This window comes from Methanosphaera sp. DEW79, from assembly GCF_003266085.1.
GTDB lineage: Archaea > Methanobacteriota > Methanobacteria > Methanobacteriales > Methanobacteriaceae > Methanosphaera > Methanosphaera stadtmanae.
On sequence record NZ_MUZW01000028.1, the window covers coordinates 26316 to 52705 of the forward strand.

Genomic DNA, 26390 nt, shown 5'->3' on the forward strand with positions numbered 1-26390 from the left:
AGAAAAATCGGAAAAATTAATTTATAACCACCCAATTTTAAACTTATTTTTTTATTAAATAATTTTTTTTAAGGGAGAAGAGAACTTATGAAAATTTTAGAAAATGGAATATGTTCCATTAGTAGTATAAAAGCTAGTGGATATAGAGAGGGCAAATATGGTGTAACAGTTTTGTACCATGAAAATTCAACAGCAGCTGCAGTATATACAACAAATAAGGTATATGCAGCTCCTATTGATATTACAAGAAAACATTTGGAAAATGGTAAGATTTCAGCAGTTATTGTAAATAGTGGTAATGCAAATTGTTATACTAAAGAAGATGGAATAAAAAAAGGATTGGAATTAGCAAGTCTTGTTGCTGATACATTAAATATTCCTGTTGAAGATGTTGCAGTAGCATCAACTGGTGTTATTGGTAGACAAATGCCAATGGATATTATTAAGCCTGTTGCAATTGAATCTCTAAAAAGATTGGATAATAGTAGAGAATGTGCAAATGATGCATGTAATGCTATATTAACTACTGATACTACTCCAAAGGAATGTGCTATTGAATCAACATTAGATGATGGAACAAAATTTAAGGTTGCAGGTATTTGTAAAGGTTCAGGAATGATAGCACCTAATATGGGTACTATGCTAGGATTTATTACAACAGACTTAGATGTTTCAAGGGATATTCTTCAAGAAGCTCTACTCAGTAGTGTTAAAAGATCATTTAACATGGTTGTAGTTGATGGTGATGAAAGTACTAACGACACAGTACTTGTTATGAGTACCAATGAAGTTAAAGGAGAGTATGATAATAACTTCCAAGAAGCACTTGATTATGTATGTATGAGTCTTGCTAAACAAATTGCAAAGGATGGAGAAGGAGCTTCTAAATTTATGGAAGTAGTATGTAATGGTGCAAAAAGTGAAGAAGATGCAATATGTGTTTCTAAAAGTGTTGTATCATCTAGTTTAGTTAAAACAGCACTTGCAGGGGCTGATCCTAATTGGGGTCGTATAATTTGTGCTATGGGTTATTCTGGTGTGGAATTTGATCCTGATTGTGTTTCTATTAGTATTGGCTCAGGTAGTGAGAATGTTGTTATTGTTGATAAGGGTAATATAACAACATATGCTAATCCTGAAATACTTGAGGCTGCAGAAGTTATAATGAATAAAAAAGAGGTTGTTATTAAATTGGATTTACATGATGGATGTTATAGTGCAACTGCATATGGTTGTGATTTAACATATGATTATGTAAAGATTAATGCTGAATACACCACATAAATAGTTAAATGGAGTTTAAATAATGGTTGATCAAGAACAATTCGATATTAGTAATGTTTTAATTGAAGCATTACCCTACATAAAAAAGTTTCATAATAAAAAAATCATGATTAAGTATGGTGGTCATGCAATGATTGATGAAAATGCTATGAGTTCCACAGCACGAGATACTGTACTTCTTAAATATGTTGGTATGCAACCTATTGTTGTTCATGGTGGAGGTCCAGAAATTTCCAGATCCATGGATAAAATGGGTAAAGAACCTAAATTTATTGGTGGTTTAAGAGTTACAGATAAAGAAACTATGGAGATTGTTAAAATGGTTTTGGTGGGTAAAATCAACACTGAAATTGTTTCTAAACTTGGATTCCATGGTGGAAAGAGTGTTGGTATTTCTGGTAAAGATAGTTATCTTGTTGAAGCATCAAGAAAAGGACTTACTAAGGTTAAACATGAGAATGGTGAAGTTTTAGAAGTTGATTTAGGTTATGTTGGTAAGATTGACAGGGTAAATAAACAACTTGTTGATGATTTAACTAACAACAATTATATACCTGTTATTTCACCTTTAGGAATTGATGATGATGGAAATACTCTTAATTTGAATGCTGATACTGTTGCAGGTTCTATTGCATCTGAGGTTAATGCTGAAAAGCTTATTGTACTTACTGATGTTCCTGGTATTTTAACAGATCCTGATGATCCTGAGAGTATGATTAGACGTATTCGTACTGATGAATTGAAGGAACTTATTAAGGATGGTATTATTACTGGAGGTATGATTCCTAAGGTAGAAACTTGTATTAATGCTGTTGAAAATGGTGTTAAAACTGCTCATATTCTTGATGGTAGACTTAATCATTCTATTTTATTAGAAATCTTCACAAAACATGGAATAGGTACAATGGTACGTGAATAATAATGTATCTCTTTTTTTAATTATTTTTTCAAGTGTTTATATGAAATCAGTTAAATTATCAAATAGTGAAATTAAATCTTTTATGGAAAAAACCAGTACATTTCATCATTTAAATCCAAAACAATATGAGAGTATTCGTATTAAAGATGGTGATGTTTTTTTTGTTTTATATAATTCTGGTAAACTTGTTTATAATGATACAAGGGGATGTTTATCTATTTTAGATGATATTTTAGAAAAGAGGGATTATTTTAAAGAGAATTCATTTGGAAAAAATGAAAATTCTATTTATAATAATACTATTTCTATGAAGAAGTATCAGTATATTATAGGTTCTGATGAAACTGGTAAAGGTGAATGGTATGGACCATTAGTTGTGTGTGCTGTATGTACATCAAATGATGATATTTTAAAATTAAAAAGTATTGGTGTTAAGGATAGTAAGAAATTATCAACAAAGGAAATATTTTCATTATATGAAAAAATAGAAAAACTAAATATAACATATGAAGTAATAGTTCTAAAACCATTTAGCTACAATAAACTATACACTAAATTCACAAATGAAAACAAAAACCTCAATCATCTACTAGCACATCTTCATTATAAGGTAATAAATCAATTACTTACAAAAATTAACACAACTGATGTACTTGTAATTATTGATAAATTTGATTATAAGAAGATGAATCAGTATCTTGACATAAATCCAAAAATAGATGTAATACAAGAGACTAATGGAGAAAAATATATTCCAGTAGCAACAAGTAGTATCATTGCCAAGTATTATTATGAAAAAACATTAAAAGAAATAGAAGAAAGATATAATATTAATAGAAAGATAAAACCCAAAAACATAGAAAAAGATATAATAGATAAAGTTGCAAAAACACACTTTAAAAATATTAAACCATACACATAAAGAAAATGGTTTTTAGGAGTATAAAATATGAGTAAAATAGATGTTGCAATAATAGGTGCAAGTGGATATACTGGGGGAGAATTAGTTAGATTATTAACAAGACATCCAAGGGTAAATATTTCCACAGTAACAAGTAGAAAAAATAATGGTGAAGACCTATCATCTCTTCATCCAAATCTGCAGGATTTAGATTTAAAATTCACAAATCCTGATACTAAAGATATAGATGCAGATGTAGTATTTAGTGCACTACCACATGGTGTATCAATGAAATTAGTACCAGAATACTTGGATAATGGGGCTCGTGTCATTGATTTAAGTGGAGACTTTAGATTTAGTGATGTTTCTGTATATGAAAAATGGTATGGAATGAAACATGAACATCCAGATTTAAAAGCAGTATTTGGACTTCCAGAAATTAACAGAGATAAAATAAAAGATGCAACTTTAATAGCAAACCCTGGATGTTTCCCAACAGGAGCAATACTATCGAGTCTTCCAATAGTAGAAAATAAATTAGTAGATAGAATAATATTAGATAGTAAAAGTGGAGTAAGTGGTGCTGGAATATCACCAAATAACAACACACACTATCCTACATGTGCTGATAACATAAAACCATATGCAATAGCAAATCATAGGCACACACCAGAGATACGAGAACAATTAAGAAACTTTGGGACAGGCACTGTTAAAGTATCATTTACACCACATCTTGTACCAGTAATTCGTGGAATAATAACAACAAATCATAGTTTCCTACTTAAAAATGATGTTTCAGCTAGTGATGTTCATGATTTATACATGGATTATTATAAGAATGAACCATTTGTAAAAGTATTAAAAGATAACAACATACCTTTACTTGCTAGTGTAAGAGGATCTAATTACTGTCAAATAGGTGGTATTTCATTAGATGATGAAGATGAGCTTGTTGTTGTCTCAGCAATAGATAACCTAGTAAAAGGAGCTTCAGGTCAAGCTATTCAAAACATGAATATCATGTTTGGATTTGATGAAACTGAAGGACTTAAAGAATTAGGATTATATCCATAGGTGAATATATGTCAGATTTAGTAGTGTATTATACAAGAACAAATACAACTAAAAATGTTGCTAGTATCATTAAAGATGAGTTAGATGCTGATGTATTGGAAGTTATTGATAAGAAAAATAGACAAGGACCAATAGGTTATCTTCGTGGAGGGCTTGATGCAATAAGATCTAAAAAAACATCAATAGAATATGAAGATGTTAACTTTGAAAAATATGATAACATATACATTGGTACACCTGTTTGGGCATCAAAACCTACACCAGCTATTATGGAGTTCATATCTCAAAATAACTTCACTAATAAAAATGTCATACTCTTTGCTACAATGATGAGTAGTGGTGGTGAAGAAACAGTAGATATTATGAAGAAGTTAATTGAAGATAAGGATGGTATTGTAGTTAATTCTTTTGTTATTGCAACTAAAACAGATGATATTACTGATGTAACATTAAAAGCTATTAGAAATTAAAAAGAATTTTTCTTTTTTTCTATTTTTCTTGAAAAATAAGGGTGTATGACAATTATTTTTGTTCTATTAATTGTATAAATTTTTATTAGATATATTATACAAAACAACACCAACTATTTTATAATTATAAACATAGTAACAACATAATCTTGTTTAAAAACATTAAAACAGAATTGTTTTGTGTTCTCAAATTTATTTTTCATGTTTTTAAAAGTTATATGTCTAAAAGAGTATTATTTATACAAGTTTAGGTATAACTAATAATTGTAGTATTAAAAATAAATTTCTAAAAAAAAATATAATTTAAAGGAGGCATGCTTTTTGAAGAGTATAATCATTTACTATTCAAGAACAGGAAGAACTAAACTTATTGCACAGACACTTGCAAAGGAAAAAAATATGAATATAGTGGAAATTAAAGATAAAACTAATAGATCTGGTGCAATAGGTTTTATAAAAGGAACTTTAGATTCTATGATAAATAATAGTACTACAATAGAACCTGTAACAATTGATTTAGATAAATATGATACAGTATATATTGGTACACCTGTTTGGGCATCAAAAATAACTCCTGCAATAAAGCAAATACTGGATAATATTAACCTAGAAAATAAAAATGTAATAACATTTGTAACATTAAATAAAAATGGTGCAAAAGAGGCATTGAATTCTCTAAATTCCACAATAAAAGATAAAGGTGGAAAAATAATAAATTCCTTTTCTATAATAACAAAAGGGAGGGATATTGAATCCTTAACTAAAGATATAGTAAAAAACTTGGGGAAATAAAATGAGAAGTATTGTAATATTCTATTCAAAATCTGGAAATACTTTAACAGTTGCAAATACTATAAAGAAATTATTAGGTGCACATACAAAAGAAATAACTGATTTTACAGTTCATAGAACTATCCTGGATTATTTGTTTCCAAATATCTTAGATTCATCTAGAATACAACCAAGAAAGGTGGATATTGATTATTATGAAACAATCTTCATTGGTACACCAGTATGGCTAGGAAGTATAACACCTGCTATAAAGAAAATTATAGATAATATGGATTTCAAAAATAAGAATATAATATTATTCACCACAACAAAAGGAATTGGTGATGAAATTGCCATGAGAAAATTAACTAAATTAGTTAATAAACATAATGGTAATATTATAGGAAGATTTTCTATTATATCAAATGGTGGTACAGAGAAATTAATTAACTGTACTAACATGGCATTAGAAGATTTAAATTTAATATAGTTCAAGGGATTATCATGTCTGTTTTAGTTACATATTCATCAAATAATAAGATAAAAATTGTTTCGGAATTTATTGCAAATAGGATAGATGCAGATTCTATTGAAATTAAAGATTTAAAAAGAAAAAATGGTTTTTTTAACAATATACGTAATAATTATAATGCAATATGTTTAAATAAAACAGAAATCAGTCCAGAAGTAATAGATTTTACTAATTATAATCTAATACTACTGGGTACTCCTTCAACTTGTGGAAATCCATCACCTGCCATATTAACATTAATAGATAATTGTAACTTTAAAAATAAGGATGTGATTATCTACACTACTACAAATTCAAAACAAGGAACAGGTGTTTTAAATGAACTTAAAAAACGAGTTGAAATAAGGGGTGGAAGAATAATAAATTCATTTATTGTTAGAGTAAATGATAAATCCAATGATGAATTAATTAGAAATACATTAAAAGTATTATATGAATTGGATTTAGAGATTTATATCTAAAACATTTTATATATTATTCTTTTAATTTATTTAATGTTACATTCCACACATCATGTTCTTCACCACACCCTGATACAACAACATATTTATATTCACTTTCATTTATTGAATCAATAATACCAGAAGCTCTTTTTTCAAAGTCATATTCAATAGATTTAAATGATGCATTTAAATTATTATCTTTTATTTGAGTGTAATATGTCTTAGCAACATCTACAGATACACGTCCTGGTATGACTGTTATATGTGTTGGATTGATTTTTTTTAGAATATTTAGATGATCTTCAAATATCTCTTCTTCATTTAAATCAGGAGTACAGTAGATAAATTCATAATCATTTCCTTGAATAAAATGATTCATATAATCATAGTTAACTTTAAGGGCATCTCCATTATCTCCTTGTCCAATACCAACTAATTTATCAGCATATTCTAAAACTTCAAAACGTCCTGGTGGTAATATTGATAAATCAATATTATTAAAGTAATTTTTTAGTTTTTCTTCAATATTTTCAGGTTTTGGTGTAAAACAGGCATAAGTTGATGTTGCAGCAAGTACATTATACACATTATGAACTCCAAATAGTGGAAGTTCTAAATCTAGAGTAAATGAGATATTTTCATCTACAAAATAATTATATACATTAGCATCTATTGTTATGATATTTTTATTATTTTCAATGGAATATTTTGTTATTTTAACATCAGGTTCACATCTTTTAAATCCACAACTACAGGAATATACTCCCCTTTGATTCATGTATTTATGTGAATATGTAAGTGGTTTATTACATTTTGGACACATCACACTAACATCAGTGTCATCTTCAATATTATCTACATTAAATCCATAGTAAACTACATGACCATCGTTTTGTTTTTCCTGACCAATATTACATATTATAGGATCATCTGCATTAGCAACAACTATTCCATCTTTCATATTCTTGGATAGTAATGTTTTTGCTTTAACATAATCCTCAAATGAATTTTTAACACCAAGTACTTGTGTATGTTCACGTGATACATTTGTATACACAACAACTTTTGGTTTAATATTTTTTTCAACTACATCAGGTATTCCATGTTTCAAATCCCTAATTCCATATTCAAAAATACCAATATCTGATTTTTTTGCAAGAAGTGCTGTTGTTAGAGCATATATTGTGTTATTATCTACACTTTTAGATATATTAACATCATTTGACATTAAATCAATGATCATGGTGGTTGTGGTTGTTTTTCCATTTGTTCCTGTGATTAATATAGAGCCATCTTTTATTTGTTCCTTAGCTAAATTACCTAATGAATCAAGTCCTGCATACCTTAGAAATAAGTATCCAGGATAACTTTTTCCACCAGTTGGTAATATTTTTAATAAATTATATGATAAATAACCCACAGTTTTCATTAAACTGTATTTTAATCCCTTTTTCATAAACATTATCTCTTTTTTTTCTATAAAAAAACTTTTTCAGATGAATATAACTAAAGATACTTTTTAGTTATATTTTTATTCTTAAAAAAACTAATAAGAATAGTATTTTTTTATATCTAATATAACTTAGTTGGAAATTATATTTAAAGAATATGGTAATGAGTAATAAAGTAACTTATCTAAATAGGTATTGATTGTTTTTTAACAAGTTTAATAACTTGGATATTTATAGTAATAATTAGTTAATAGCATATTAAAAAAATCTTTAATAAAAATATATTTAATTTTATATAGTTTTAGAAATATAACTTAGTATATAATAAATATCAGAAATTAGATATTTTATTTAATATTTTATTAAAAATAAACTTTTAATAAATATGGAGGCATTATAATTAAAATCACAGATAGGAGAGTTGTGATATGGTAGAAATAATTAAATATATCACACGTCAATCTCATAAACCTCTGATTTTAATTCCAGTGATATTAATGATTCTATCTCTTTTATATATAGGCGTCTTCGGATTAAATGAAGGTGTAGATTTAAAAGGAGGAACATTAGTTACAGTTGAACTTAATCAGCCAATGACTCAATCACAAGTTACTCAACTTGTTAAAGATAAACTTGGTATTAATGATGTAAAAACATCTATGTCTGATAATACAGCTACAATAACAATATCTGGTAGTGTAGATCAGAGCCAATTTAATGAACTATTTAGTAGTGAATTTAAAGTTCTGAGCTTTAGAAGTGTAGGAGCTCTACTTAGTGATGCAGCTCTAGGACAGATATACTATGCATTATTATTTGCATTTGTATTCATGTCAGTAACTGTATTCTTTGTATTTAGAGATTTAACACCTTCACTTGCTATTATATTATCAGCAGTTTGTAACTTATCCATAGCTGTTGGTAGTATGTCCTTGTTTGGAATACCATTATCAATTGCTAGTGTAGGTGCATTATTAATGCTTATAGGGTATGGTGTAGATACAGATATTCTACTAACTACACGTCTATTAAAACGTAGACATGGAAGTTTAGATGATCGTGCTGAAGATGCTTGTAGAACAGGTTTAACATTAACATTTGCAACATTAGCAGCTATGATTGTATTATTTATTGTAGTAAAAGTATTTATACCAACAGCTCAAGTATTAGAAGATATATCTGCTGTACTTATCATTGGATTACTATCAGACTTATTATCCACATGGCTTATGAACCTAGGAATACTTAAATGGCATATAGAAAGGGGTGGTCACGATTAATCAATCCACCAAACAATTCCTAAAAAAACCAAGAACATTATTACTGATAATATTACTTATTGCAAGTGTTGTTTCAGTAGCAGTCTTTGGTCTTCAAGAAGGTCTTGACCTTGCAGGAGGTTCAATGATACAATTACATCTTGAAAAACCTGTTGATCAAGATACAATGTCTACAGTAACAGCAATATTAGATAAAAGGTTAAATGCATTTGGTATAAGTGATGTACAAGTAAGACAAAGTGGAGATCAGGATGTTATCGTTGAAATAGCGGGTGTGCAGCCTGATGAAGTTAAACATATTATAAGTACACCTGGTAAATTTGAAGCAAAAATAAACAATAAAACAGCTCTAACAGGTGCAGATATATCCACAGTATCAGCAGCAGAAGTAACAGGAACAAGATGGAAAGTACCATTTAGTGTTTCAACAGAAGCAGCAAATAAATTTGCAAATGTAGCAAAAGGTCAAGCTGGAGCTACAGTAGATATGTATCTTGATGATAAACTAATATCATCACCACAATTAGATGCAGGTTTAGCAAATGGTGTGGGTTCTACTGATATAGAAGTTTCAGGTGGAGAACAATCTAAACAAGAAGCACAAGAACAAGCAACAGAAATACACACAGTTCTAGAATCAGGAGCATTACCTGTAAAACTAGCAATTAGTGGAGTAAATAGTGTATCTGCAGAGTTAGGTTCACAATTTGAAATAGGTTCTCTTGTTGCAGGATTACTTGCACTACTGGCTATTGTAGCAGTAGTATCATTTAAATATAAATCTCCATCATTGGTAGTTCCTATTGTAATAACTAGTTTATCAGAATTAATTATTATTCTAGGATTTGCTTCAATAACACATTGGAACTTAGATTTAGCAGCTATTGCTGGTATAATTGCATCTATTGGTACAGGTGTAGACGACCAAATTGTAATGACAGATGAAGTACTTGCAAGACGTGATAAAAGTGAAAGAAAAAACATAGTTAAATCACGTATTAAAAATGCATTCTTCATTGTATATGCATCAGCAGGTACATTAATAGCAGCAATGTTACCTTTAGCTTATATAGGATTTGCAAGAGGAGCAACAGGTATTGGTATGCTTACAGGTTTTGCAGTAACAACTGTTGTTGGTGTAATAGTAGGTATATTTATAACAAGACCTGTGTTTGCAGATTATATGGAAACATTCCTTATTAAAAGTCCTAAAGATCAAATAAATATTACCTCATCTGGTAAAAGTAAAAAAACTAAAAGAAATAAGAAAAAAGGTAGAAAAACCATTGCAAGAGAAGAAGCTGAAAAAAATAGATAAGAATATTCTTCTCTATAATTCTTATTTTTTCAAATATTTACATTCTATTTTTTCTAATTAATATTAAACAATAAATTTTTCCACATATATACTAAACTTCTAAATATTAGAAAGTACTTATCTTATTATATGTTAAATAAAGATCATCCTAGATATCAATCATTAGTATATAGAGAAAAAATTGTAGAAGCACATGAAAATGGAATCCTTGCAGATTCTGGTATGATAGCTCATGGACGTGGAGAGACATTTGATTATTTAATTGGTGAAAAAACAACTCCCAACTCACAAAATACTATTGATGTAGCAGCATGCTATTTTTTAACAAGAAAACATCCAGTTTTAAGTGTAAATGGTAATACTACAGCTTTAGTAAGTGAAGATATAGCTAAATTATCAGAATTATTGGATATTCCAGTAGAAATTAATTTATATTACAGAACACCTGAACGAATAGAAAATATAGAAAGAGTATATAAGGATTTGGGTGTGAAAGAAATTTTAGGTACTGATGAAGATGATTTTATAGACACTCCTAATCTTAATGGTCCAAGATCACCTGTGAGTATTGAAGGTATTAAAAAATCAGATTTAGTTTTTATTCCATTAGAAGATGGAGATAGAGCAGAAAAACTATATGATTTAGGTAAAGACATAATAAGTGTTGATTTAAATCCATTATCTAGAACAGCACAAACATCAACAGTAACAATAGTAGATAATATTGTAAGAGTAATACCGGCATTAATTGAATCTGTAAAAAAATATGAAAACTATGATAAAACTGACATCCAAGAAAAAATAGATCTATTTAATAATAAAACTAATTTAAATATAGCAATAAAGGATATTATAAAAAGATTTGAATAAAACAAGAAGGAGTAGTAATATTGAAAGTTTTTGGAGTAACAGGTCTTCCAGGTTCTGGTAAAAGTATTATTTCACGTATAGCTAAAAAAGAGGGAATTTACACAATAAGTATGGGGGATGTTATACGTGAAGAAGCAGAAAGAAATAGATGTTCAACAGGAGTTGCTGCAGTAAATCTTAGAAAAAAATATGGAAATAATGTAGTTGCAGATCGTTGTGTTCAGAAAATAAAAAACTATTCAAAAAATAGATATAATCAGAAAACAACAGTAAAAAAAATGTACAATACCCATACAAACAATCAAACACCGAAGAAATATAGAAAAATAGAACAGGATATCTACATAATCGAGGGATTAAGAAGTCCACAGGAAGTTTCATATTTTAAAAAACATTTTAAAAACTTCAAAATAATAGCTATTCATTCTAATCCACAATCAAGATTTAATAGACTCAAAAGAAGAAAAAGAAACGATGATTCAACGGATTATAAAGTATTTAAAGAAAGAGATAATAGGGAATTAAAATTTGGTATTGGTAATGTTATTTCCCTTGCTGATTATATGCTTATAAATGAAGGTCCAATTCAAATCTTTAAAAAAAATGTGAGAGCTCTGATTTTAAATGAACTTAAACCAAGAAATAATAAAAAATACATCAGTAAAAATAAAAACAAAAATAAATCTAACAGAAGATATAAACAAGGTAAAAAACAGTATAAAAAACATAATCCCCGAAAAAATAACAATAAACACCACAGACAAGGAAATACTCATTGAAAGTGATGTTACTTTGTTGGATAATATACATAAACTTGTTAAAACAAATAAATTAGAAGAAGTGACTGTTAATATATTAAATAAAAATAAAACAGAAGGTAGGTTACTGTTTTATGTTAATAAACAAGCTGCTTTTCATAATAAATTTCATATTATAGATGAAAACATGTCTCCATTAGATGATATTGAGGTATTAATAGAAACTAGTAATCCAGATAGTATAATAAAATGGATTACATCTTAAACTCTTTTTTTTAGATAATTATTTAAATACTATAATCATATTTTTCTTCAAGATGTGCTTTTTTAATGTTATATATTCCATTATCAACATTCCAAAGAATTTCAGCATCATCAATTACTATACGTCTATCATATATTGGAGCATCAAGAACGAGTGTTTCAGCTTCACCACCTTCAAAAGCTGGATGAACATGATATTTTTCATTTAATTTCTCAAGTTTATTTATTGTTTCTTTTGTTATTCTTTGTCCTAACCATTTTTCATCCAGTCCATATGCAGCAACACCTGTTATTATAATTTCAAAACCTAAATCTACTAGTTGATTCATATAGTCAATTGGATTAATATGCCAAAGTGGAGATATTGCCTTTAAATCTAGTTTTTCACAGATAGCTTCTATTCTGGATTTTTGATACACTGATTCTAGTGCTCCAGTATATACAGCTTCAACACCCTTTTGTTTAACTCTTCTTAAAACACCTTCAAGGTCATCTAGTTCTTTTTCCTTTATACCATCAGTGGATATGTCAATGGATGGAATTTCCATGGCTGCAGAACAGTAGTCAACCATGTGAATATCAGGAACATGAAACATGTATGATTCCTTGTTACGTGATACCATTGTAATCAATGCATAAATATCATCACCATTTTCCAGTGCATGATATAGGGCCATTGTACTGTCTTTTCCTCCAGAATATAAAATAACTGACTTCATAAATTAACCTCTAAAATTTAATATTATCTATTATATACATTTAAAACAAAATAAGTAATTAATCTTTCTATAAAAAAAAGGTTTTTTTTTAGATTCATGATTTTAGTATTTTTTTAAAAAAAAGTTTGGAATAAAATGTAAAGAAAGTGGATTTAATAGTTTTTAATCCTTTCTTTTTGGTCTAAATCTAGGAGTTCCATTTGTATTAGAACCTTTTTTAGGCACATCTTTCTTATTATTTTTATTTATTCCACTAAAAATTCCAGATACTTTTTTCTTTCTATTTGAATCTGAGTTATTTTTTGATTTTAAGTCTGATTCTGTTAATTGTTTGAAATTTTTATTTGATCCAATTGTTTGTTTTGAACTTTTATCAAATGAATCATCAAAAATATCTATTGAATCTCTTTTCGATGATTTTTTATTAGTTCTTGGAACTGTTTTTCTCTTAATTTTATCTCTAGGTGAAGTTTTTCTAGATTTCTTTTTAGTTTTAGAAGTAAACGTAAATATACTGTCTATAAAGAATCCTACAGTAGCAACAACCACACCAAGAATACCTGAGATTAATATTACATTTGTCTTATCTGGAACATATTTATTAATAGTTGCAATTTGATCCTCTGTTGGACCAGTTACATTTAATATTACAGCACCACTATTTCCTACTGCTGACATTATCTTCGTAATATTATTTGCTGCAACTGTTGCATTTGCTTTCATTGATGTGTATCTAAGGTGAATATATGTGTTTGAACTGAATGTTTGATAAATACTTGTAAGTACACTTTGAGGGTCTCCACCATCAGTTATTCTTACAAAGAATTCTTTTTCACCTCTATCTTCAACATTACTTATGTTTTCATTACTATTATTTAAGTTATTGATAAAACGTGCCCTATCATTATCAGTAGCGAAGTTTTCATTGATTTTTATAGTAATTCCTTCATAACTAACATTCTGAACTCCAGTTATTGAAGATATATTTTCTATAATTTGTGTTAGATTTCCATTTGTTGATAGATCTAGTTCCATTAAATCTGTTCCTTCAACACTTTCTTCCACTATTGTACGGGTAAAATCAGGAATATCATCTACTATTGGTGATAGTAGGAATGCTCCCCCAACTAGTCCCACTACAAGACCTAACATTAGTACAGAAATAAAATTCTTTTTACCAATGTATGGTGTTAAAAGTGCCGTGGAAAATATAAATATCATGGCTAGAATAAACAATATCAACATTATTATTATTGTTAATACATCCATGTTTTAATCCACTCTCTCAAAAAAAAGAATAAAATGATTCTTTCTCCATATTTTTTAATTATTCAATTAAGATTTTTATATATTAACTTATTAGTATTTTATTATTTTTTTCTTTAATAAAATTCATTATATAATATAAGTAAATATAATATTATATATACAGAAAATGTATAAAAAAATAGATTAATTTAATTATAAAGAATATAAAACCCAATAAAAACGAGGTTATACTATGAAAAGTTTATTAAAAAAATTATCTGAAGCTTGTGGAATTTCAGGCTTCGAAGATGAAGTACGTGAAATCTTAAAAGATGAATTAAAAGATCATGTTGATGATATGGAAACAGATATTATGGGTAATCTTATAACAACCCATAAAGGTAAAGAAGGAAAACCTAGTGTAATGTTAGCTTCACATATGGATGAAATTGGTCTTATGGTAAGTTTCATTGATGATGATGGATATTTAAGATTTGTTAAAATTGGTGGAATCAACGATCAAATGTTATTAAATCAGAAAGTGTATGTACAAACAGAAAATGGTGAAGTACCTGGTATTATTGGTTCAAAACCACCTCATATTACAAGTGCTGCTGAAGCTAAAAAAATTATTCCATACAAAAATATGTTTATAGATATTGGAGCTAAAGACAAAGAACAAGCAGAAAGTCTTGTTTCTATTGGAGATGCTGTTGTATTCCATACTGAATTTGAAGAATGTTTAAACGATCTTGTAATGGGTAAAGCATTAGATAACCGTGTAGGTTGTGCTGTTATGGCAGAAGTAATGAAACAAACAGATTGTGATGCAACAGTATATGGTGTTGGAACAGTACAGGAAGAAGTAGGATTAAAAGGAGCTAAAACATCAGCATTCAAGTTAAATCCTGATATGGCTATTGCATTAGATGTAACCATTGCTGGAGATCATCCTGGAGTAAAACCTGAAGATGCTCCTGTAAAAGCAGGAAAAGGTCCTGTAATATCATTTGCTGATGCTAGTGGTAGAGGATTATTAACTCATCCTATGATGAAAAAATTATTAGTTGAAGCTGCTGAAGCTGCTGATATTGATTACCAAATAGAAGTAGGTGATGGTGGAACAACTGATGCAACAGCAATTCACCTTACTCGTGAAGGTATAGCAACTGCAACTTTATCAAGTGGTTCAAGATATATTCACACACCTATTAGTGTTGTAAATGTAAAAGATTTAGAAGACACAGTAAAACTCATACTTGAATTCTTAAAAAGATTATAAAATCTTTTTTTATTCTATTTTTTTAATTAAAATACTATTATCATATTTTATTCTCAAAAAAAGTTGGAAGGGGAATTTTAGTGAATTTATTCCATATTTAATCCACCAATTTTTATATCATTATTTAAATTGAATTTATCATTTGATGAATCATAGTTGGGGGATGTGTATGTAATATATTCAGTATTACTTGGGTTATTTTTAATATTACTTCCACCTAATTCAATATGTGAATTGATATTTGCTACATCTTTATTTAAGTCTAATTCTACTCCACCTATTGTAACAGTGGATGTCATAGTTGTTTCTCCACTAGGTGTACCTTCAATACTTATACCACCAAGTGTTAAATCAACATTTACATTGTTAATACTTCCACCATTTAAATCAAATACATAAGCTCCAAGTGTGTTGTTGAAGTTCATTGAATTGATCTTACTATTTGCTGTTGAATTAGTAATTACTGCTCCAGAGACTATTTGACCATTTATGTTATATGTGTATTTATTACTTAGTATGATTTCATTTTCTGCATCTTTTGAGTTAACATTAACATCTAAACTTCCATCTGGATTGGATGTGTATGTTACATCTGTTTTAGTATTTGCATCATTTTTTGATTTTATATTATAGATATTATCACTATCTGCAAATTTAATATCTATTGATCCAGTTTTTTGTTTAATATTAAGATTTACCACTGATATATTTGTAGGTGTATCATTTTTACTTAATTCATCTATTAACTGATTTTCAGTAAGTGTTATATTAGTTACACTTTTGTTACTACTATTATCTGCTGTAGTAGGATTTAATGTTGTACTATATACAGTTAGTCCAATAGATAATATTAATATGAGTATTATTATTATTCCACCAATTTTTTCAAGATTCATTATAATACCCCCATTAGTATGGTTATAATTAATATTATTATTCCATATGCTGCTAGGAAGGATCTTCCATATCCAAGTTCATATTCACTATGTACAGCCAAAGTATTTATAACAAGTTTCCATAATGAAACTAGTATATATATTGGTATGAAAAGTAATGGTTTAAATGAAAATATACTAAGTACAAATATGAAAAATATGTCTAGTACACTTGTATATGAAATTAAATTAAATAGATTTAATAAATTTCCAGTACCACCTAGTATTCGTGCTATAATACTTGTAATAATAGAATGAATGATATTATTTAATAGTACAAGTATGATTGCACACACTATAATACCAATTGTTACTATTATATCTTTTAAATATATACCTAAGATTAAACCTAGAAATGCAGTGAAAAATATTGAAGTAAGTACTCCCTCATAATTTTTATACTGACTTTTTAGGTAAAAAAGTTCATCTGGGGCTGTTATAACTTTAGCACAATCTGTGAAAAAGTCAATAATTCTAGTTTTCATATTTTAAAATTTATACTGATTAATATAAATATTTTATTATTTAAAAGGATTTATGTATGTTATTTATACAAAATAAAGTTTAAATGTATGATAATTATCAATTTGAGTAAAATAAATTATTTAACTTTTTTTTTAAATATAGAATAAGTTTATATAGGTTCCTGTTTGATATAATTAAACATATAAGGTGATAAATATGAAAGCTATAACTGTTATTGCAAGTCCAAGAATGGAAGGTAACTGTAGAAAAATTGTTGATTCAATTACAGAAGGAATTAATGAAAATAATGGTGAAAATAAAATATATTATGTTGATAAAATTGATATAAAACCTTGTCAAGCATGTGGTGGATGTAGAAATCCTGAAAAACCAAGTAAATGTGTAATAAATGATGATTTTAGAAAAATAATGGATGAGGTAGAGGATGCTGATTGTTTTATATTTGCATCACCGAATTATTTTGGAGAAATAAATGCACAAGGTCATATATTTATGGATAGGTTTTATTCAATGACTAAAAATACTTCAAATCAATTAAAAGGAAATCAGAAGGCTGTAATAGTATTTACGTATGGTGCACCTACAGGAACATATGATGAATATATAAACTCTAGAGTAAAGATTTTCGAATCAATAGGTCTTAATGTTGTAGAAGTAATGTCTGTTGGTGGAAATAAGCCTTCAAGTGGTGATAGTGAAGATGTTTATAAAAAAGCAAGAGATATAGGCTTAAATCTATAATTTATAATGGTGGGTACATATGATAGAAGATAAATTATTTGATATTATTAAAAATGAAGGTAACATAATAGTATCAGATATTATGACTGATGAAATGAAAAAGGAAGTTATTAAATTAGAAATGAAAAGATTAGATGAAATGGTACCATTGATTAATAAGGGTTTACAAGAAGCATTTGATTTAGATTCATCTATTGTTATTATTCAAGATAAGACAAATATCACACTACCTGTTGAGGAATTAATTCCTACATTAACTCTACAATCAGAAAGTGGTACAATTATAGGGGAAGAGATATATGATCCTGAGGAATTGGAAGAAATAAGACAAGATCCTTCAGTATATTTTATATCTGATAATTTTCCAACCTATCCTAATCTATCAGTTCCAGGAGAAAAACAGTTTTTTGTAGTATCTGAAACAATAGGTATGCTTAAATGTGAGGATAGATTAAGAAGTGCTGTTAGTAAGATGATTATTGCAGCACCATCTACTGAGGCTGATGGTTATATTAAGGATTGTTATAACATTCCACATGAAGAAAAAATCACAACACTAATAATAGGATTTAATAAGTAGGGAATGATTTTATGGATAATGAATATGAAATAGTTTCAATGTTAAAAGAGGATGATGGAGTACTAATTTCACAGTTAATAGATAATGACTTTAAAAAAGAAGTTTTAAAATGTGAAATGAAAAGATTAGATGAATTGGTACCATTTATAAATAAAGGTATGGAAGATGCATTTAATGAAGAAGAAGCTTTGGTATTGATTAAAAAACATGACCCTAATCATAAAAGAGAAATTAAAAGTGATAACTCAACTTTCACACTTAGAACAGAAAATGGTGATATTGTAGGTGAAACAATAACGGATGAAGAAGAACTTGAAGAATTAAGAAATGATCCTAGTGTATACTTCTTATCAGATAATTTTGTAACATATACTAATATTGGAATGCCTAATCAGAAACAATTCTTTGTAATGGAGGGCGAAACAAGTGATTTTATAACTAACAAAGACATAGACAGTACAGTTAAAAGTCTTGTAGTGGCCATTCCATCAACACAAACAGATCATTATATAAAAGATTACTATAACATACCACATGATGAAGATATTGGAACTATAATAATAGGATTTACTCCAAGGTGTTAAATTATGTTAATGGATTATGTTAAATCATTAAGTGATGTTTGTGGAGTTGCAGATTTTAGAAAAGATAGTCAACAGTTAATTGAAACATATGGTCAAGATATATGTAAATATCCATATGCAATTGTTATAGGTCATAGATTAAATGAAGAGATTGTATCTAAAATACCCTTATCATATAATGATGATGATATAGCAGAAGAATATCAAAATGAATACTTTAATTCATTTAAAAGAATATCTGGTATCTCCCATAAAGTTGAGGATTATATTCATGATTTAGGATATAACTGTGTAATATTAAATGAATTGGAAAAATATGAAGATATACATCTAAAGACTAGATTTAGTAATAAAGCCAGTGCAAAACTTGCAGGAATTGGTTGGATTGGAAAAAATAATCTCTTAACAACAAGAGAATATGGTCCAAGACTCACATGGTCAACAATTATAACAGATGCTCCACTTAGTAAATACACAGGAAATGTTATGGAATCATTATGTGGGGATTGTAATATATGTGTTAAAGCATGTCCTGGTGGAGCAATAGTTAACTTAGATAATCCACGCAAATCATACAGTCCAATAAAATGTGGGGATTATATTAAAAGTAGAAAAAAAGAGGGACATCCAACAGTATGTGGTATGTGTTTATATATATGTCCATATGGGAATAAAATATGATTTTTTTATTCTTTTTTATCCTCTTTTAGTGTTTCATAAATTGTTTTTGCTAATTTTTGATTAATACCCTTTACTTGACATATTTCATCAAAACTTGCATTATAAATATTATCTAAGCTTTCAAAATGTGTTAAGAGTGCTTGTTTTCTTTTTTTACCAACACCTGGTATGTCATCAAGAATAGATTTTGTAAATGCTTTTGAACGAAGTTTTCTATGGAATGTTATTGCAAATCTATGTGACTCATCACGTACATATTGAAGAAGATGTAGTGCTGAGGATTGTCTTGGTAGAATTATTGGATTTGTTTGTCCTGGAAGATATACTTCTTCAAATTTCTTTGCAAGGCCTGCAAGAGGAACATCTGTAATATTTAGTTTTTTAAATACATCAACAGCCATTCCAAGCTGTCCTTTACCTCCATCAATTAACACTAGATCTGGATGAATACTAAGTGAATCTGATGTATTATTTGTATTATTAGGTGATATATGGGAGTATCTTCTTGTGATTACTTCCTTCATCATTGCAAAATCATTTGGACCTGGAGTATTCATCTTAAATTTACGATACATCTTCTTTGCAGGTTTTCCATTTTCAAATACAACCATTGATGCTACAGCATATATACCAGAAATATTTGAAATATCAAATGCTTCAATATGGTATGGTAGACGGGGTAGATTAAGGTACTTCTCTAGAGTTAGAAGAGGATTTTCTTCCTCTTTAGTATTTTCTGTTAAACTAATATGAGCATTTTTCTTGGCAATTTTAATAAGGGTAATATAATGACCATCAGTAGCTACTGTAATTTTTATTTTATGGTTAGCTTTTTCTTCTAACCATTCAACAATAACATCCTTATCTTCAATATCATCTTCTAATATAATTTCATCAGGAAGAGGTGCAGTAGAATAATATTGTTTAATAAATTCTGTTCTTATTTGTTTATCACTAAATCCTTTAATTCCTTTTAGAACAAGATCATCTTTTTTATTTGTTTTACCACTACGAACAGATAATATTACAACAGCTGCTTCTTCATTGTTATGATCAAATCCAATAATATCTTGGTTAACATCTTGGTTTGGTTGAATATTTTGTTTTTCAAGGGTAATTTTAATAGTATCAATTTGGTCTCGTAGCATGGCTGCCTTTTCAAATTCCATATTTTTAGCATATCTATTCATGTCCTTTTTGAGTTTTTTGATTGTGGTTTTATATTTTCCCTGAAGAAGTAATTTAACACGACGAATATTTCTGTTGTACTCTTCTTGTGATATGTAATTAACACATGGAGCACTGCACTGTTTTATCTGATAATTTAGACAAGGTCCATCCATATGTTTACATGTTCTTATTTGAAAGTTCTTATTTAAAAAATCAATAAATGCTCTTGCATGTGTACTATCAGTATATGGACCATAATATGATGCTTTATCATTTACTATATTTCTTGTAATGTATATTCTTGGGAAGTCTTCATTAGTTATTTTAATATAGGGGTATTGTTTACCATCCTTAAGACTTATATTATAATGGGGACGGTATTTTTTTATAAGATTTGCTTCGAGAATTAAAGCTTCTTTCTCAGTATTTGTTAAAATATATTCAAAGTATGAAAAATGCCTCATAAGAAATTGAGTTTTTGGTCTATCAAGTTTGTCTTCATCTCTAAAGTAACTTTGAAGTCTACTTTTAAGTTTTTTAGCTTTTCCAACATATATTACCTCATCTTCTTTATTGTGCATAATATATACACCAGGCTTTTGAGGTACTTCATCAGGTGTTTTTAGTTTCATAGACATAATTCACAATTCCACATTTTTTTTATTTTAATATATAAATAATAAACATCTAATATTTATTAATAGATATATTATATATGAAATATATTATACTAACTTTATTATATTGTGTTATGTATAAAAGTTATCAATTAGTTTTAAGAGAATTATTATTATGTCAAAATTCAATTTATATTCTGATTATAAACCATTAGGTGATCAGCCAAAAGCAATAAAATCACTTGTTGAACATTATAAAGATGGAATTAAAGAACAAACACTTGAAGGAGTAACAGGTTCTGGAAAAACTTTTACAATGGCAAATGTTATTGAACAATTAGACAAACCAACACTTGTAATGTCACATAATAAAACATTAGCAGCTCAATTATATGAGGAATTTAAAGAATTTTTTCCAGATAATGCAGTGGAATACTTTGTTAGCTACTATGATTACTACCAACCAGAGGCATATGTAGCACAAACTGATACATTTATTGACAAGGAATCAGCTATTAATGAGGAAATTGATAGATTAAGACACTCTGCCACACAATCATTACTTACAAGAGATGATGTAATTGTAGTATCTAGTGTTTCATGTATCTATGGTATAGGTTCACCTGAAGATTATGCACAATTTACACTAACACTACAAACACAACAAGAAATATCAAGGGAAGATATTCTTAAAGAATTAGTGAAAATGCAATACTCACGTAATGATATTGAATTTATAAGGGGACAATTCAGAGTTAGAGGGGACGTTATTGAAATATTTCCAATAAATGCAAATTATGCTCTACGTATTGAACTATGGGGTGATGAAATAGATGTTATCTACAAAATAGATGCATTGAAAGGGGATATTATTGAAGAATTACAAAAAGTGATCATATTTCCTGCAAAACACTTCGTAATTGCAAAGGAAAAACAAGAAACAGCCATAGCAAACATAAAAAAAGAACTTAAAGAAAGAGTGGATACATTTAAGGCAACAGGAAAATATGTTGAAGCTCAAAGAATTGAACAAAGAACGAACTTTGATATGGAAATGTTACAAGAAATTGGTTACTGTTCTGGAATAGAAAATTATTCCATGCACATGAATGGTCGTAAATGGGGTGAAACACCATACTCATTACTAAGATATTTTCCAGATGATTATCTAACAATTATTGATGAATCACATGTAACAGTACCTCAAATACGTGGAATGTATGAGGGAGATAGGGCAAGAAAAGAAAATCTAATACAGTATGGTTTTAGATTACCTAGTGCAAAGGAAAATAGACCACTTCGTTTTGATGAATTTATGAGGGCACAAAATCAAGTATTATATGTTTCAGCAACACCTGCAGCATTTGAATTAGGAAGAAGTAAAAATAAGGTGGAACAAATTATTAGGCCAACAGGCCTTGTAGATCCAGAGCCTATTGTAAGACCAATAAAAAATCAAGTTGATGATTTATTGGGTGAAATAAGAAAATGTGTAGATAATAATCAAAGAGTACTTGTAACATCATTAACTAAGAAGATGGCAGAGGATTTAACAGATTATTATATTAAGATGAATGTTAAGGCAAGATATTTGCATTCAGAAATTTCAACACTTGAAAGAACAGAAATTATTGATGAATTACGTCGTGGAGACTTTGATTGTCTAGTTGGAGTAAATCTTCTAAGGGAAGGATTGGATTTACCAGAAGTTGCACTAGTTGCTATTTTAGATGCTGATAAGGAAGGATTCCTACGTTCTCAAACTTCTCTTATACAGACTATTGGTAGAGCTGCACGTAATGTTAATGGTAGAGTAATATTATATGCTGATAATATAACAGATTCTGTAAGAAATGCTGTAAATATAACAAAACATAGACGTAAAATACAAATTGCCTATAACAATGATCATAATATTACACCTAGAAGTGTTGTACGTAAACTTAAAGATAAAAAGATTGAAGAGAAAGTTGATGATATTCAAGAAATTGATAATATTACAACAGATGAAATTGATGAAATAATAAAAGAACTTGAAAAAGAAATGAAACAAGCTGCAAAAGATCTTAACTTTGAAAAGGCTGCAAAACTAAGAGATAGGATAATGGAATTAAAAGAGGAATAAATAATGGAATCCAAGGAAGAAATAAGAAATAGAGCTATAAAAGATAGAAAAATAATTATAAAAGGAGCAAGAGAACATAATCTTCAAAATATTGATGTTACAATACCACGTGATAACTTCGTGGTAATAACAGGACTTAGTGGTTCTGGAAAATCATCACTGGCATTTGATACAATCTATGCTGAAGGACAAAGAAGATATGTTGAATCTCTATCAGCATATGCAAGACAATTTCTAGGACAAATGGAAAAACCAGAAATAGACTACATTGAAGGTCTATCTCCTGCAATATCAATAGACCAAAAAACCACTAGATCAAATCCCAGATCCACTGTAGGTACTGTTACAGAAATCTATGATTATCTTAGATTATTATATGCAAGAATAGGTGTGGCTCATTGTTATAACTGTGGAAAGGAAATATCACAACAAACACCAGGACAAATAGCACAAGAAATAATAGAAAACAATGATCAAGAAAAGATATACATACTAGCACCAGTTGTGAAAAATAGGAAAGGAATGCATAAGAAGATATTTTCCACATATAAACAAAAGGGATATGTGAGAGTACGTGTTGATGGTGAGATTAAAAGCTTAGATGAAACAATAGAACTTGATAAAAATCAAAAACATGTAATAGAAATAGTAATTGACAGATTAAAAGTAGCAAATAATGAAAATTTCCGTAGAAGATTAGTTGAAGCAGTGGAAAATGCACTTAGAATAAGTGAAGGACTAGTTACAGTAGCAAATAATGATAATTCCATTCCAGATCAATACTATAGTGAAGCATTAGCCTGTCCAGATTGTGGAATAAATTTCCTAGAAATAAGTCCAAGAATGTTTTCATTTAACAATCCCCAAGCTGCATGTCCAACATGTAATGGTATAGGAAGTACATTTGAAATAGATGAAGATTTAATAGTTCCAAATAAAACCTTATCAATAAGAGAAGGTGCTATTAAACCTTGGAGTAATTCTACAAGTACAGAAACATACTACAATAGAATACTTGCAGGGGTAGCAACACACTATGGATTTAAAGTAGATGTACCATACCATACTTTATCTAGAAAAAATAAGGATGTAATATTATATGGAAGTAATGGTGAAAATATAACATTTTCATTTATTAGAAATAATAAGGAAAAACGTGTTACAAAACCATTTGAAGGAGTAATTCCATATATGAAACGAATATTTCTGGAAACAAAATCAAGATACAGAAGAAAAGCAATACATTCATATATGACATTGAATAAGTGTCCAACATGTCATGGAGATAGGCTTAAACCAGAAATGTTAGCAGTTACTGTTGGAGATATGAATATAGCTGATGTTACAAAATTATCTTTATCTAAGGCAAAGGAGTTCTTTGAAAATCTTAAATTAACTAAACGTCAGGAATTTATTGGACATGAAATACTAAAAGAAATAAGAGAAAGATTATCATTTCTAAATGATGTAGGACTTAACTATTTAACACTTGCCAGGTCATCTGGTACATTATCTGGTGGAGAAGCTCAACGTATAAGACTAGCAACACAAATTGGAAGTAGATTAGTTGGAGTTTTATATGTTTTAGATGAACCAAGCATAGGATTACATCAAAGAGATAATATGAAACTTATTGAAACATTAAAACATCTTAGGGATCTTGGAAATACTTTGATTGTAGTAGAACATGATGAGGAAACAATACTTGAAGCAGATCATGTTATTGACATAGGACCTGGGGCAGGGGATCATGGAGGAATTGTAACAGCACAGGGAACACCTGATGAAATTAAAAATAATGAGAATTCATTAACAGGACAGTACTTATCTGGAACTAAGAAAATACCAGTACCAAAAACTCGTCATGAAGGAAATGGAAAATCAATAAAAATAATAGGAGCAAGTGAAAATAATCTTAAAAACATAGATGTGGAATTTCCATTGGGTAAATTTATATGTGTAACAGGAGTATCAGGTTCTGGAAAAAGTACACTTGTAAATAAAATATTGTATCTTGGATTATATGAACTTCTTACAAATAAACATAAAGATAAAGTAGGATGTCATAAAAAGATTATAGGTTCTGAAAATATTGATAAAATCATTGTAATTGACCAGTCACCTATTGGAAGAACACCTCGTTCAAATCCTGCAACATATATTGGATTATTCACATATATTCGTGAATTATTTGCACAAACACCAGAAGCAAAACAGAATGGATATAAACCTGGAAGATTTAGTTTCAATGTTAAAGGAGGAAGATGTGAAGCATGTTCTGGTGATGGAATTGTACAGATAGAGATGCATTTTCTAGCAGATGTATATGTTCCATGTGAAGTATGTGGTGGTAAACGTTACAATCAAGAAACATTGAATATTAGATATAAAGGTAAAAATATCAATGATGTACTGGAAATGACAAGTAGTGAAGCATTAGAGTTTTTCAAACACATACCTAAGATAAAAAGAAAATTACAAACCCTGGTTGATGTTGGACTTGGATATGTTAAACTTGGTCAGCCAGCAACAACATTATCTGGTGGAGAAGCTCAGCGTATAAAATTAGCTAAGGAATTAAGTAGACAAAATACACACAATACATTATATATTCTAGATGAACCAACAACAGGTCTTCACTTTGATGATATTAACAGATTATTAAAGGTATTATTAAAACTTAGGAATCAGGGAAATACATTGGTTGTTATTGAACATAATCTTGATGTTGTAAAAACTGCAGATTATATAATTGATTTAGGTCCTGAAGGAGGTAATGGTGGAGGTTGGCTAATAGCTGAGGGAACTCCTGAAGAGATAGCTAAACAAGATACTTATACAGGTATTTATCTTAAGCCAATGCTTGAATAAACCTCATACATAT

26 protein-coding genes are annotated in these 26390 nt (G+C 28.6%); 20 read left to right on the top strand and 6 right to left on the bottom strand.

The features are described 5' to 3' along the window. Positions 1–87 precede the first annotated feature (87 nt). From argJ to BZ132_RS02725, 8 genes are all read left to right on the top strand, one after another. Complete coding sequence (gene argJ / locus BZ132_RS02690) at positions 88–1284, top strand: bifunctional ornithine acetyltransferase/N-acetylglutamate synthase (RefSeq protein ID WP_011406148.1); 1197 nt, start codon at positions 88–90, stop codon at positions 1282–1284. Between the two features lie 22 nt (positions 1285–1306). Next, positions 1307–2203, top strand: a complete 897-nt coding sequence (gene argB, locus BZ132_RS02695; RefSeq protein ID WP_011406149.1) for an acetylglutamate kinase — start codon at positions 1307–1309, stop codon at positions 2201–2203. A gap of 40 nt (positions 2204–2243) precedes the next feature. Further along, positions 2244–3125, top strand: coding sequence for a ribonuclease HIII (locus BZ132_RS02700; protein ID WP_048059708.1), 882 nt, complete (start codon positions 2244–2246; stop codon positions 3123–3125). Between the two features lie 27 nt (positions 3126–3152). Further along, entirely contained in the window at positions 3153–4181 is a 1029-nt protein-coding gene (gene argC, locus BZ132_RS02705; protein ID WP_011406151.1) for an N-acetyl-gamma-glutamyl-phosphate reductase, read from the top strand. An 8-nt stretch (positions 4182–4189) separates the two neighbouring features. Next, positions 4190–4651 carry a flavodoxin gene (locus BZ132_RS02710; protein WP_286940422.1) on the top strand — a complete coding sequence of 154 codons (462 nt, stop codon included), beginning with the start codon at positions 4190–4192 and terminating at the stop codon, positions 4649–4651. Between the two features lie 321 nt (positions 4652–4972). Beyond that, positions 4973–5443 (top strand): flavodoxin, encoded by a 471-nt coding sequence (locus BZ132_RS02715; protein WP_011406153.1) that lies wholly within the window; start codon positions 4973–4975, stop codon positions 5441–5443. A gap of 1 nt (position 5444) precedes the next feature. Then, positions 5445–5912, top strand: coding sequence for a flavodoxin (locus tag BZ132_RS02720; protein ID WP_011406154.1), 468 nt, complete (start codon positions 5445–5447; stop codon positions 5910–5912). Positions 5913–5926: 14 nt separating this feature from the next. Next, positions 5927–6415: a hypothetical protein gene (locus BZ132_RS02725; RefSeq protein ID WP_011406155.1), complete on the top strand. Its 489-nt coding sequence runs from the start codon at positions 5927–5929 to the stop codon at positions 6413–6415. Between the two features lie 13 nt (positions 6416–6428). Here BZ132_RS02725 and BZ132_RS02730 read toward each other — a convergent pair whose 3' ends face one another. Continuing rightward, positions 6429–7853, bottom strand: a complete 1425-nt coding sequence (locus tag BZ132_RS02730) for a Mur ligase family protein (RefSeq protein ID WP_286940424.1) — start codon at positions 7851–7853, stop codon at positions 6429–6431. A 423-nt stretch (positions 7854–8276) separates the two neighbouring features. On the opposite strand from BZ132_RS02730, the gene BZ132_RS02735 reads away from it, so the two are divergent. From BZ132_RS02735 to BZ132_RS02755, 5 genes are all read left to right on the top strand, one after another. Then, the gene (locus tag BZ132_RS02735) at positions 8277–9128 is read left to right on the top strand and encodes a protein translocase subunit SecF (protein ID WP_286940425.1); all 852 of its coding nucleotides are present in this window, start codon (positions 8277–8279) and stop codon (positions 9126–9128) included. Continuing rightward, positions 9115–10446 carry a preprotein translocase subunit SecD gene (locus BZ132_RS02740; RefSeq protein WP_286940427.1) on the top strand — a complete coding sequence of 444 codons (1332 nt, stop codon included), beginning with the start codon at positions 9115–9117 and terminating at the stop codon, positions 10444–10446. Before BZ132_RS02735 ends, BZ132_RS02740 begins: the two co-directional genes overlap by 14 nt. A gap of 129 nt (positions 10447–10575) precedes the next feature. Continuing rightward, entirely contained in the window at positions 10576–11316 is a 741-nt protein-coding gene (locus BZ132_RS02745) for a phosphopantothenate/pantothenate synthetase (protein WP_011406159.1), read from the top strand. Positions 11317–11336: 20 nt separating this feature from the next. Continuing rightward, complete coding sequence (locus BZ132_RS02750; protein ID WP_011406160.1) at positions 11337–12095, top strand: AAA family ATPase; 759 nt, start codon at positions 11337–11339, stop codon at positions 12093–12095. Beyond that, a complete protein-coding gene (locus BZ132_RS02755; protein ID WP_232048231.1) occupies positions 12034–12339 on the top strand; it encodes a hypothetical protein in 306 nt (101 codons plus the stop codon). Before BZ132_RS02750 ends, BZ132_RS02755 begins: the two co-directional genes overlap by 62 nt. Before the next feature lie 22 nt (positions 12340–12361). Here the strand turns inward: BZ132_RS02755 and BZ132_RS02760 are convergent, their stop codons facing one another. Both BZ132_RS02760 and BZ132_RS02765 read right to left on the bottom strand, forming a co-directional pair. Continuing rightward, on the bottom strand, positions 12362–13057 hold the full coding sequence (locus BZ132_RS02760) for a diphthine--ammonia ligase (RefSeq protein WP_011406162.1): 696 nt from the start codon (positions 13055–13057) through the stop codon (positions 12362–12364). Between the two features lie 162 nt (positions 13058–13219). Continuing rightward, positions 13220–14326, bottom strand: coding sequence for a hypothetical protein (locus BZ132_RS02765; RefSeq protein ID WP_286940429.1), 1107 nt, complete (start codon positions 14324–14326; stop codon positions 13220–13222). Between the two features lie 232 nt (positions 14327–14558). Between BZ132_RS02765 and BZ132_RS02770 the strand changes: the two genes are divergently transcribed. Continuing rightward, complete coding sequence (locus tag BZ132_RS02770; protein WP_011406164.1) at positions 14559–15587, top strand: M42 family metallopeptidase; 1029 nt, start codon at positions 14559–14561, stop codon at positions 15585–15587. 86 nt (positions 15588–15673) lie between these two features. Here BZ132_RS02770 and BZ132_RS02775 read toward each other — a convergent pair whose 3' ends face one another. Together BZ132_RS02775 and BZ132_RS02780 are read right to left on the bottom strand one after the other, a co-directional pair. Further along, on the bottom strand, positions 15674–16483 hold the full coding sequence (locus BZ132_RS02775; protein ID WP_112149417.1) for a hypothetical protein: 810 nt from the start codon (positions 16481–16483) through the stop codon (positions 15674–15676). Continuing rightward, complete coding sequence (locus BZ132_RS02780) at positions 16483–17007, bottom strand: hypothetical protein (RefSeq protein WP_286940431.1); 525 nt, start codon at positions 17005–17007, stop codon at positions 16483–16485. Before BZ132_RS02780 ends, BZ132_RS02775 begins: the two co-directional genes overlap by 1 nt. A 196-nt stretch (positions 17008–17203) precedes the next feature. On the opposite strand from BZ132_RS02780, the gene BZ132_RS02785 reads away from it, so the two are divergent. From BZ132_RS02785 to BZ132_RS02800, 4 genes are read left to right on the top strand one after another with little or no spacing between them, the layout of a single operon-like run. Then, positions 17204–17749 carry a flavodoxin family protein gene (locus BZ132_RS02785; RefSeq protein ID WP_011406167.1) on the top strand — a complete coding sequence of 182 codons (546 nt, stop codon included), beginning with the start codon at positions 17204–17206 and terminating at the stop codon, positions 17747–17749. A gap of 19 nt (positions 17750–17768) precedes the next feature. Continuing rightward, complete coding sequence (locus BZ132_RS02790) at positions 17769–18329, top strand: hypothetical protein (protein ID WP_011406168.1); 561 nt, start codon at positions 17769–17771, stop codon at positions 18327–18329. Positions 18330–18340: 11 nt separating this feature from the next. Then, positions 18341–18913: a hypothetical protein gene (locus BZ132_RS02795; protein ID WP_011406169.1), complete on the top strand. Its 573-nt coding sequence runs from the start codon at positions 18341–18343 to the stop codon at positions 18911–18913. Positions 18914–18916: 3 nt separating this feature from the next. Further along, positions 18917–19594, top strand: a complete 678-nt coding sequence (locus BZ132_RS02800; RefSeq protein ID WP_011406170.1) for a 4Fe-4S double cluster binding domain-containing protein — start codon at positions 18917–18919, stop codon at positions 19592–19594. A gap of 5 nt (positions 19595–19599) precedes the next feature. Here the strand turns inward: BZ132_RS02800 and uvrC are convergent, their stop codons facing one another. Next, entirely contained in the window at positions 19600–21402 is a 1803-nt protein-coding gene (gene uvrC / locus BZ132_RS02805; protein WP_048059711.1) for an excinuclease ABC subunit UvrC, read from the bottom strand. A gap of 154 nt (positions 21403–21556) precedes the next feature. On the opposite strand from uvrC, the gene uvrB reads away from it, so the two are divergent. Next, positions 21557–23506, top strand: coding sequence for an excinuclease ABC subunit UvrB (uvrB, locus tag BZ132_RS02810; RefSeq protein WP_011406172.1), 1950 nt, complete (start codon positions 21557–21559; stop codon positions 23504–23506). A gap of 3 nt (positions 23507–23509) precedes the next feature. Continuing rightward, positions 23510–26377, top strand: coding sequence for an excinuclease ABC subunit UvrA (gene uvrA / locus BZ132_RS02815; protein WP_011406173.1), 2868 nt, complete (start codon positions 23510–23512; stop codon positions 26375–26377). Positions 26378–26390 lie beyond the last annotated feature (13 nt).

What these genes read in the sequence shown, in the direction of transcription:
- argJ (WP_011406148.1), top strand. Translation starts at nt 88, where the DNA reads ATGAAAATTTTAGAAAATGGAATATGTTCCATTAGTAGTATAAAAGCT.
- argB (WP_011406149.1), top strand. Translation starts at nt 1,307, where the DNA reads ATGGTTGATCAAGAACAATTCGATATTAGTAATGTTTTAATTGAAGCA.
- BZ132_RS02700 (WP_048059708.1), top strand. Translation starts at nt 2,244, where the DNA reads ATGAAATCAGTTAAATTATCAAATAGTGAAATTAAATCTTTTATGGAA.
- argC (WP_011406151.1), top strand. Translation starts at nt 3,153, where the DNA reads ATGAGTAAAATAGATGTTGCAATAATAGGTGCAAGTGGATATACTGGG.
- BZ132_RS02710 (WP_286940422.1), top strand. Translation starts at nt 4,190, where the DNA reads ATGTCAGATTTAGTAGTGTATTATACAAGAACAAATACAACTAAAAAT.
- BZ132_RS02720 (WP_011406154.1), top strand. Translation starts at nt 5,445, where the DNA reads ATGAGAAGTATTGTAATATTCTATTCAAAATCTGGAAATACTTTAACA.
- BZ132_RS02725 (WP_011406155.1), top strand. Translation starts at nt 5,927, where the DNA reads ATGTCTGTTTTAGTTACATATTCATCAAATAATAAGATAAAAATTGTT.
- BZ132_RS02730 (WP_286940424.1), bottom strand. Translation starts at nt 7,853, where the DNA reads ATGAAAAAGGGATTAAAATACAGTTTAATGAAAACTGTGGGTTATTTA.
- BZ132_RS02735 (WP_286940425.1), top strand. Translation starts at nt 8,277, where the DNA reads ATGGTAGAAATAATTAAATATATCACACGTCAATCTCATAAACCTCTG.
- BZ132_RS02745 (WP_011406159.1), top strand. Translation starts at nt 10,576, where the DNA reads ATGTTAAATAAAGATCATCCTAGATATCAATCATTAGTATATAGAGAA.
- BZ132_RS02760 (WP_011406162.1), bottom strand. Translation starts at nt 13,057, where the DNA reads ATGAAGTCAGTTATTTTATATTCTGGAGGAAAAGACAGTACAATGGCC.
- BZ132_RS02765 (WP_286940429.1), bottom strand. Translation starts at nt 14,326, where the DNA reads ATGGATGTATTAACAATAATAATAATGTTGATATTGTTTATTCTAGCC.
- BZ132_RS02770 (WP_011406164.1), top strand. Translation starts at nt 14,559, where the DNA reads ATGAAAAGTTTATTAAAAAAATTATCTGAAGCTTGTGGAATTTCAGGC.
- BZ132_RS02775 (WP_112149417.1), bottom strand. Translation starts at nt 16,483, where the DNA reads ATGAATCTTGAAAAAATTGGTGGAATAATAATAATACTCATATTAATA.
- BZ132_RS02780 (WP_286940431.1), bottom strand. Translation starts at nt 17,007, where the DNA reads ATGAAAACTAGAATTATTGACTTTTTCACAGATTGTGCTAAAGTTATA.
- BZ132_RS02785 (WP_011406167.1), top strand. Translation starts at nt 17,204, where the DNA reads ATGAAAGCTATAACTGTTATTGCAAGTCCAAGAATGGAAGGTAACTGT.
- BZ132_RS02790 (WP_011406168.1), top strand. Translation starts at nt 17,769, where the DNA reads ATGATAGAAGATAAATTATTTGATATTATTAAAAATGAAGGTAACATA.
- BZ132_RS02795 (WP_011406169.1), top strand. Translation starts at nt 18,341, where the DNA reads ATGGATAATGAATATGAAATAGTTTCAATGTTAAAAGAGGATGATGGA.
- BZ132_RS02800 (WP_011406170.1), top strand. Translation starts at nt 18,917, where the DNA reads ATGTTAATGGATTATGTTAAATCATTAAGTGATGTTTGTGGAGTTGCA.
- uvrC (WP_048059711.1), bottom strand. Translation starts at nt 21,402, where the DNA reads ATGTCTATGAAACTAAAAACACCTGATGAAGTACCTCAAAAGCCTGGT.
- uvrB (WP_011406172.1), top strand. Translation starts at nt 21,557, where the DNA reads ATGTCAAAATTCAATTTATATTCTGATTATAAACCATTAGGTGATCAG.
- uvrA (WP_011406173.1), top strand. Translation starts at nt 23,510, where the DNA reads ATGGAATCCAAGGAAGAAATAAGAAATAGAGCTATAAAAGATAGAAAA.